This is a genomic window from Pseudomonas simiae, assembly GCF_900111895.1.
Taxonomy (GTDB): domain Bacteria; phylum Pseudomonadota; class Gammaproteobacteria; order Pseudomonadales; family Pseudomonadaceae; genus Aquipseudomonas; species Aquipseudomonas simiae.
This window is the reverse complement of record NZ_FOKB01000008.1, coordinates 307,308-313,866: the sequence shown is the minus strand read 5'-3', so window position 1 is coordinate 313,866 and position 6,559 is coordinate 307,308. Positions and strand designations below refer to the sequence as shown.

Genomic DNA, 6,559 nt, shown 5'->3' with positions numbered 1-6,559 from the left:
CTGTGAGGCGTTGAGCTAACCAATACTAATTGCCCGTGAGGCTTGACCATATAACACCCAAGCAATTTGACTACTCTAACGAGCATCAGATTGCGGTGTGTGAAGATGATACGAACCGAAAGTTCGATATCTCACAAAACACCGATCTGTCACATACCCAATTTGCTGAAGCGAGGCCATCAGGTCACGACTCAGTACCCGAATTTCTTGACGACCATAGAGCATTGGAACCACCTGATCCCATCCCGAACTCAGCAGTGAAACGATGCATCGCCGATGGTAGTGTGGGGTTTCCCCATGTGAGAGTAGGTCATCGTCAAGATTGAATTCCAGAACCCCATTTGCGAAAGCAGATGGGGTTTTGTTTTGGGCGATCGAAAATGACCTGGAAGATCTGGTAGTCATCCGGATTCAGGCCATGCGCGAGAGCCTTGAGCGGCTTGGGCGATTTAAGTCTGATCGTTCGCGCGAACGAATTCTTGGTGGGGTCGACGCTAACGGCGCACTCTACATAGAGAAAGTATCCTTCACCTGGAGCACCCCTCTGTGCCAACGTTTCATCGGTGTGAACCCCGCGCTGGGTCAGCACCGTTTCGCGCTGCGCGTCGATCGGCGCCCGAAACTGCGCACCTTTCTGACACGCCCGCTGCGCCAGTGCTGAGCGCGGTTTGGACATTCTGGTAGTGGCCTCGAATGCATTCGGCCGCTGAGCGCTCTCCAGTGCCTGTCAGAGGCTTGTGAGCGCGCGATGAGTGGTAGGGCGAATTGTGCTGGTCAGGCGTGTCGCAGGCGCGCCTGGAGGAGGTGCTTGAAGTGCTGAGTCGCTCTCAAAAGAATGACCGTGCGAGTCATGCACTTTTCTATAGGCGAAAAAAAAGACCTTGAATTTCAAGGTCTTTTTTTAAGATGGTGCCCCGAGGGAGACTCGAACTCCCACTCCTTTCGAAAACGGATTTTGAATCCGCCGCGTCTACCAATTCCGCCATCAGGGCTCAATGGCGGCGAAGTATAGAGATGAGATTACCGTTGGTCAATCACGTTTCATGGTCAATTTTCACTATTTCCGCTAAACTTCCCGGCCCTGCTAGACGAACCCCATCATGCGCGTTGCTGACTTTACTTTTGAACTCCCTGATTCGCTGATCGCTCGCCATCCTTTGGCGGAGCGTCGCGCCAGTCGACTGCTGACCCTGGACGGGGTGAGTGGTGCCCTCGCACACCGTCAATTCACTGATTTGCTTGAGCATTTGCGCCCTGGCGATCTGATGGTATTCAACAATACCCGGGTGATTCCGGCGCGGCTGTTTGGCCAGAAAGCGTCCGGCGGCAAGCTGGAAATTCTGGTGGAGCGGGTACTGGACAGTCATCGCGTACTGGCCCATGTGCGCTCCAGCAAGTCGCCGAAACCGGGTTCCTCCATCCTGATCGATGGCGGTGGCGAAGCCGAGATGGTGGCGCGCCACGACGCGTTGTTCGAGCTCAGGTTTGCCGAAGAAGTATTGCCGCTGCTGGAGCGCGTCGGCCATATGCCGTTGCCTCCTTATATAGATCGTCCCGACGAAGATTCGGACCGCGAGCGCTATCAGACGGTGTACTCCCAACGCCTCGGCGCCGTTGCCGCACCGACCGCGGGCCTGCATTTCGATCAGCCGCTGCTGGATGCGATTGCTGCCAAAGGCGTCGAGACCGCCTATGTGACCCTGCACGTGGGGGCCGGCACGTTTCAGCCGGTGCGTGTGGATAACATCGAAGACCACCATATGCACAGCGAGTGGTTGGAAGTCAGCCAGGACGTCGTGGACGCTGTTGCGGCGTGCAAGGCGCGTGGCGGGCGAGTCGTGGCGGTAGGGACCACCAGCGTCCGCTCGTTGGAAAGTGCAGCCCGTGATGGCGTACTCAAGCCGTTCAGTGGCGACACCGATATCTTTATCTACCCAGGCCGGCCATTCCATGTGGTCGATTGCCTGGTGACTAACTTCCATTTGCCGGAATCCACACTGTTGATGCTGGTGTCGGCATTTGCCGGTTACCCGGAAACCATGGCCGCTTATCAAGCCGCCATCGCCAACGAGTACCGTTTTTTCAGCTACGGTGATGCGATGTTTATCACCCGTAATCCGGCGCCACGCGGCCCAGAGGAATAACTATGAGTCGTATGTCGTTTGAATTATTGGCCACCGACGGCAAGGCCCGTCGCGGTCGCCTGACCTTCCCGCGCGGCACCGTCGAGACCCCGGCGTTCATGCCCGTGGGCACTTACGGCACCGTCAAAGGCATGCTGCCGCGTGACATCGTCGCCACCGGTGCCGAGATCATCCTCGGCAACACCTTCCACCTGTGGCTGCGCCCAGGCACGGAAGTGATCAAGAAGCACGGTGACCTGCATGACTTCATGAAATGGCAAGGCCCTATCCTGACTGACTCGGGCGGTTTCCAGGTGTTCAGCTTGGGCGCCATGCGCAAGATCAAGGAAGAGGGCGTGACCTTCGCCTCGCCGGTGGACGGTTCCAAAGTGTTCATGGGCCCGGAAGAGTCAATGCAGGTGCAGCGTGACCTTGGCTCCGACATCGTGATGATCTTTGACGAGTGCACACCGTACCCGGCTGACGAAGACGTCGCGCGAATTTCCATGGAGTTGTCCCTGCGTTGGGCCCAGCGCTCGAAGAATGCCCACGGTGACAACACCGCTGCGCTGTTCGGTATCGTTCAGGGCGGCATGCATGAAAGCCTGCGCAAACGCTCGCTGGAAGGCTTGGACAAGATCGGTTTTGACGGCCTGGCCATCGGCGGTTTGTCGGTGGGCGAGCCCAAGCATGAAATGATCAAGGTGCTGGATTATCTACCGGGCCTGATGCCTGCTGACAAACCTCGTTACCTTATGGGCGTTGGCAAACCCGAAGATCTCGTAGAGGGTGTGCGCCGCGGTGTGGACATGTTCGATTGCGTGATGCCAACCCGTAATGCCCGCAATGGGCATCTGTTCATCGATACAGGCGTGCTGAAGATCCGTAACGCGTTTCATCGCCATGATGATTCGCCGCTGGATCCCACCTGTGATTGCTATACCTGCCAGAACTTCTCCCGTGCTTATCTGCACCATCTGGACAAGTGTGGGGAAATGCTGGGTAGCATGTTGAATACCATCCACAATTTGCGTCACTACCAAGTCCTGATGGCTGGTTTGCGCGAGGCTATTCAACAGGGTACATTGGCCGCCTTCGTCGATGCCTTCTATGCCAAGCGCGGGCTCCCTGTGCCGCCCTTGGACTGAGTTTTCCGACCCTAAGATTCACTATTTGCAACTGGAGTGCTAAATGAGCTTTTTTATCTCTAACGCCATGGCGGATGCCGCTGCGCCTGCTGCTGCCGGCCCTATGGGTGGTGGTTTCGAGTGGATTTTCCTGGTCGGTTTCCTGGTCATCTTCTACCTGATGATCTGGCGTCCACAGGCCAAGCGCGCCAAAGAGCAGAAGAACCTGCTGGGCAGCCTGCAGAAAGGTGACGAAGTTGTGACCACCGGCGGCATCGCTGGCAAGATCACCAAGGTTTCCGACGCTTTCGTGGTTCTGGAAGTGTCCGACACCGTAGAAATGAAGTTCCAGAAGGGCGCCATCGCCGCCACGCTGCCTAAAGGCACGCTCAAAGCGATCTAAGTAACAACCTTTACCAATCGACGGGGCGCGCAAGGCGCCCCGCGTTATAAGCGGGCGGCGTGATGCTGAACAAATACCCTCTGTGGAAATACGTACTGATCCTGGCGGTGCTGGCGATCGGTTTTATTTATTCCGCTCCCAATCTCTATCCTGATGACCCGGCGATCCAGATCTCTGGCGCCAGCACTACGCTGCAGGTCAATCAGGCTGATCTGGAACGCGCGAGCAAAGCGCTCAACGACGCGGGCATCCAGGTTAAAGCGGCAACATTGGCAGCTGGTGCGAAGGGCGGCTTGTTACGCCTGACCAAGCAAGAAGACCAATTGCCGGCCAAAGACGTCGTGCGCAAGGTCATGGGTGACGACTACGTTGTCGCACTCAACCTGGCACAGACCACGCCGCAATGGTTGCGCAGCATTGGCGCGCACCCGATGAAGCTGGGTCTGGACTTGTCCGGTGGTGTGCACTTCCTGCTGGAAGTCGACATGGACAAGGCTCTCGATGCACGTCTTAAAGTCTACGAAGGCGACGTGAAGAGCCTGCTGCGTAAAGAGCGCCTGCGTTATCGCAGCCTGCCGCAGCTCAATGGTGCCATCCAGCTGGGCTTCTCTGACGAAGCGTCCCGCGAACAGGCCCGTGCACTGATCCGCAAAAACTTCAACGATTTCGATATCGTACCGGCCGACTTGAATGGTCAGGCTGTGCTGCGTCTGGCGATGAGCCCGGCCAAGATCGCGGAAATCCGCGAATACTCGATCAAGCAGAACCTGACCACGGTGCGTAACCGCGTCAACGAGCTGGGTGTGGCCGAGCCTATCGTGCAGCGCCAGGGCGCCAACCGCATCGTGGTTGAGCTGCCGGGTGTGCAGGACACCGCTGAAGCCAAGCGTATCCTGGGCAAGACCGCCAACCTGGAGTTCCGCCTGGCGGCTGAGCCGGGTGCTACCCGCGCCACCGCCGAAGAGTTCGAATTCCGCGAAGGCAACCGTCCTCCAGCGTTGATCGAGCGTGGCTTGATCATCACCGGTGACCAGGTGACGGATGCCAAGGCTGGTTTTGGTGAGCACGGCACCCCTGAAGTGAACATCCGCCTGGATGGTCATGGTGGCGAACTGATGAGCCGCGCCACGCGCAGCAACGTCGGTCGCAGCATGGCGGTGATCTTCATCGAGCAACGCCCGATCACCACCTACACCAAGCAGATGGTCAACGGCGTCGAGAAAGACGTACCGGTTCAGACCTTCAAGGAAGAGAAGAAGATCATCAGCCTGGCGACCATTCAGTCGCCACTGGGTGCGCAATTCCGTATCACTGGCCTGAATGGCCAGGGCGAGTCCTCGGAACTGGCGCTGCTGCTGCGTGCCGGTGGCCTGGCGGCACCGATGTACTTCGCTGAAGAACGTACCATCGGCCCGAGCCTGGGTGCCGACAACATTACCAAGGGCGTCGATGCGGCGCTGTGGGGCATGTTGTTCGTGTCGCTGTTCATCATCGCCATCTACCGCTTCTTCGGCGTCATCGCCACCGTGGCCCTGGCGGGCAACATGGTGATGCTGCTGGCCTTGATGTCGCTGCTGGGCGCTACACTGACCCTGCCAGGTATCGCCGGTATCGTACTCACCATGGGTATGGCGGTTGACGCCAACGTACTGATCTTCTCGCGGATTCGTGAAGAGATCGCGGCGGGCATGACCGTGCAGCGTGCAATCAACGAAGGCTTCGGCCGGGCATTTACCGCGATTCTCGACTCCAACCTGACCACTCTGTTGGTCGGCGGGATTCTCTTTGCCATGGGTACCGGCCCGGTCAAAGGTTTTGCGGTGACCATGTCCCTCGGTATCTTTACCTCGATGTTCACGGCCATCATGGTGACCCGCGCAATGGTCAACCTGATCTTTGGCGGGCGTGACTTCAAGAAGTTGTGGATTTAAGGGGCTGCCATGTTACGTACAATCAACTTCATGGGCGTTCGCAACGTTGCGTTCGGCGTCACCGTGCTCCTTACCGTTCTGGCGTTGTTCAGCTGGTTCCATAAGGGCCTGAACTACGGTCTGGACTTCACCGGCGGTACGCTCATCGAGCTGACCTACGAGAAGCCGGCCGACGTCACCCTGGTGCGCAGCGAGCTGGTCAAGGCCGGCTATCACGAAGCCATCGTGCAGAGCTTTGGTGCAACTACCGACCTGCTGGTGCGTATGCCGGGCGAAGACCCGCAACTGGGTCACCAGGTAGCCGAGGCCTTGCAAAAGGTCGGCGGTGACAACCCTGCGTCGGTCAAGCGCGTCGAGTTCGTAGGCCCGCAGGTCGGTGAAGAGCTGCGCGACCAGGGCGGCCTCGGCATGCTGATGGCGCTGGTCGGCATCATGATCTACCTGGCGTTCCGCTTTCAGTGGAAGTTCGGTGTCGGCGCCATTGTGTCGCTGATCCACGACGTGATCGTGACCGTAGGCATCCTGGCGTACTTCCAGATTACCTTCGACCTGACGGTGTTGGCGGCGGTGCTGGCGATCATTGGTTACTCCCTCAACGACACCATCGTGGTATTCGACCGGGTTCGTGAGAACTTCCGTGTGCTGCGCAAGGCGACGTTGATCGAGAACATCAACATTTCGACCACCCAGACCCTGCTGCGGACCATGGCGACGTCGATCTCCACCTTGCTGGCGATCGCTGCGCTGATGATCTTCGGCGGCGACAACCTGTGGGGCTTCTCCCTGGCGCTGTTCATCGGCGTTCTGGCGGGCACCTACTCGTCGATCTACATCGCCAACGTGGTGCTGATCTGGCTGAACCTCAACAGCGAAGACCTTATCCCTCCGGCCAGCACTGGCAAGGAGGTCGACGACCGCCCTTGATGGGCGCTTGTTGATCGCTGTGACAAGAAAGGCGCGAGAATTGAACTCGCG

The 6,559-nt window shown here is 58.2% G+C and carries 6 protein-coding genes, 1 tRNA gene and 1 rRNA gene; 6 read left to right on the top strand and 2 right to left on the bottom strand.

The window, feature by feature from the left end; translation table 11 throughout:
• Nucleotides 1-206: 206 nt before the first annotated feature.
• Nucleotides 207-322: ribosomal RNA gene (rrf, locus tag BMZ57_RS23565) — 5S ribosomal RNA — on the top strand.
• Here rrf and BMZ57_RS29600 read toward each other — a convergent pair.
• Both BMZ57_RS29600 and BMZ57_RS23555 read right to left on the bottom strand, forming a co-directional pair.
• Nucleotides 317-676, bottom strand: coding sequence for a hypothetical protein (locus tag BMZ57_RS29600; RefSeq protein ID WP_175439647.1), 360 nt, complete (start codon nt 674-676; stop codon nt 317-319). The two genes, rrf and BMZ57_RS29600, sit on opposite strands and share 6 nt — an antisense overlap.
• A 231-nt stretch (nt 677-907) precedes the next feature.
• Nucleotides 908-992, bottom strand: a tRNA-Leu gene (locus tag BMZ57_RS23555).
• Nucleotides 993-1,100: 108 nt separating this feature from the next.
• Here BMZ57_RS23555 and queA point away from each other — a divergent pair.
• The 5 genes from queA (at nt 1,101) to secF (ending at nt 6,508) form a co-directional block, all read left to right on the top strand.
• Nucleotides 1,101-2,144: a tRNA preQ1(34) S-adenosylmethionine ribosyltransferase-isomerase QueA gene (gene queA, locus BMZ57_RS23550; RefSeq protein WP_010207886.1), complete on the top strand. Its 1,044-nt coding sequence runs from the start codon at nt 1,101-1,103 to the stop codon at nt 2,142-2,144.
• An 11-nt stretch (nt 2,145-2,155) separates the two neighbouring features.
• Nucleotides 2,156-3,271 (top strand): tRNA guanosine(34) transglycosylase Tgt, encoded by a 1,116-nt coding sequence (gene tgt / locus BMZ57_RS23545; RefSeq protein WP_003175976.1) that lies wholly within the window; start codon nt 2,156-2,158, stop codon nt 3,269-3,271.
• A gap of 43 nt (nt 3,272-3,314) precedes the next feature.
• Entirely contained in the window at nt 3,315-3,653 is a 339-nt protein-coding gene (gene yajC / locus BMZ57_RS23540) for a preprotein translocase subunit YajC (RefSeq protein WP_003175975.1), read from the top strand.
• A 62-nt stretch (nt 3,654-3,715) separates the two neighbouring features.
• Nucleotides 3,716-5,584 (top strand): protein translocase subunit SecD, encoded by a 1,869-nt coding sequence (gene secD, locus BMZ57_RS23535; RefSeq protein ID WP_010207890.1) that lies wholly within the window; start codon nt 3,716-3,718, stop codon nt 5,582-5,584.
• 9 nt (nt 5,585-5,593) lie between these two features.
• Nucleotides 5,594-6,508, top strand: a complete 915-nt coding sequence (gene secF / locus BMZ57_RS23530; RefSeq protein ID WP_010207892.1) for a protein translocase subunit SecF — start codon at nt 5,594-5,596, stop codon at nt 6,506-6,508.
• The last annotated feature ends 51 nt before the right edge of the window (nt 6,509-6,559 follow it).